At 47.4% G+C, this 1079-nt stretch carries 1 pseudogene; it reads right to left on the bottom strand.

What is annotated here, in order from left to right:
- Window positions 1-1079, bottom strand: a pseudogene (locus A3729_RS23265) (flagellin); the annotation flags it as partial.

Below are 1079 nucleotides of genomic sequence, written 5' to 3'. Positions count from 1 at the left end.
GATCTCCAGTAACAAATGTGGTGTTTGTAACGGCTTGACCAATGGCGCCACTGTTAGTGCCGCTGAATTTGCCAACAGCTAAGCCAGCATTTTCAATATCACCAGTTGTTGTGTCGATTTCAATTGGACCTCCATCGGAAGATACTAAGGAAAATGAGCCAGAGTAAGTTGCCGCACCAGCTAGGCCAACATCATTTAAATCTGTGATGGTTCCGGCTGTTGTTCCTATAGCTAATTCGATGTTCCTGCCATCTTCTGCTGATAACGATATACCAGTGTCTGCGCGACCATTAAAGGCAGCAACTACACCTGTTTGCCCGGATTTTTCGTTAATTGCGTTTGCGATGTTTTGAAGGTTTGCTTCGTCGCTGAGTAAGTCGCTGGCAGCAACATCAATGTCGACACCATTAATGGCAACTTGCCCAGATGATGCAGTGTTGTCGAACGTTCCTTCACCACCGCTTACGCGAGTGCTGCCAACTTTTGCCTCAATGCCTGTAATATCCGCTACCTTATTGATTGCGGCTGCTTTGGCGATTGCGCTCTTGTCTCGGTCTGAGCTAGAGAAGGCATCGTCTACACCGCTAGAAGCACCAACTGCAATACCATTAATAACTAAGTCACCTGCGGCCAATGCTGCAATTGCTTGTGTTGTGCCACCTTGTTGGTCTGAGCTGACGCCGTCAGTTTGTGCTGCGCCAAGCTTGTCAACTGTAGCGCCCTCAATGCTCACGGTAACAGATTCACCTTCATTTGAGCCGATTTGGAATGTGACACCGGAGAAAGACCCATCGAGCAAGTTGGTGCCATTAAAGTTTGTTTGCAGAGACACGCGTTCTATTTCAGCTTTTAATTGTTGAACTTCTTGGTCCAGTGCTTGTCTATCGATTGCACTGTTTGTTCCGTTTGCTGACTGAAGTGCTAGGTCCCTGATACGAAGCAGGTTATTGGTAATTGATCCTAATGCACCTTCAGCTGTTTGAGAAAGTGATACGCCATCGCCCGCGTTTCTTATGGCAACGTTGAGTCCTCTAACTTGTGAGTCAAAGCGTGTTGATATTGCCAAGCCTGCCGCATCA

The sequence above is a fragment of the Oleiphilus sp. HI0043 genome (assembly GCF_001634935.1).
Note: the sequence above shows the minus strand (reverse complement) of the source record. Positions and strands in the feature narration are given on the sequence as shown.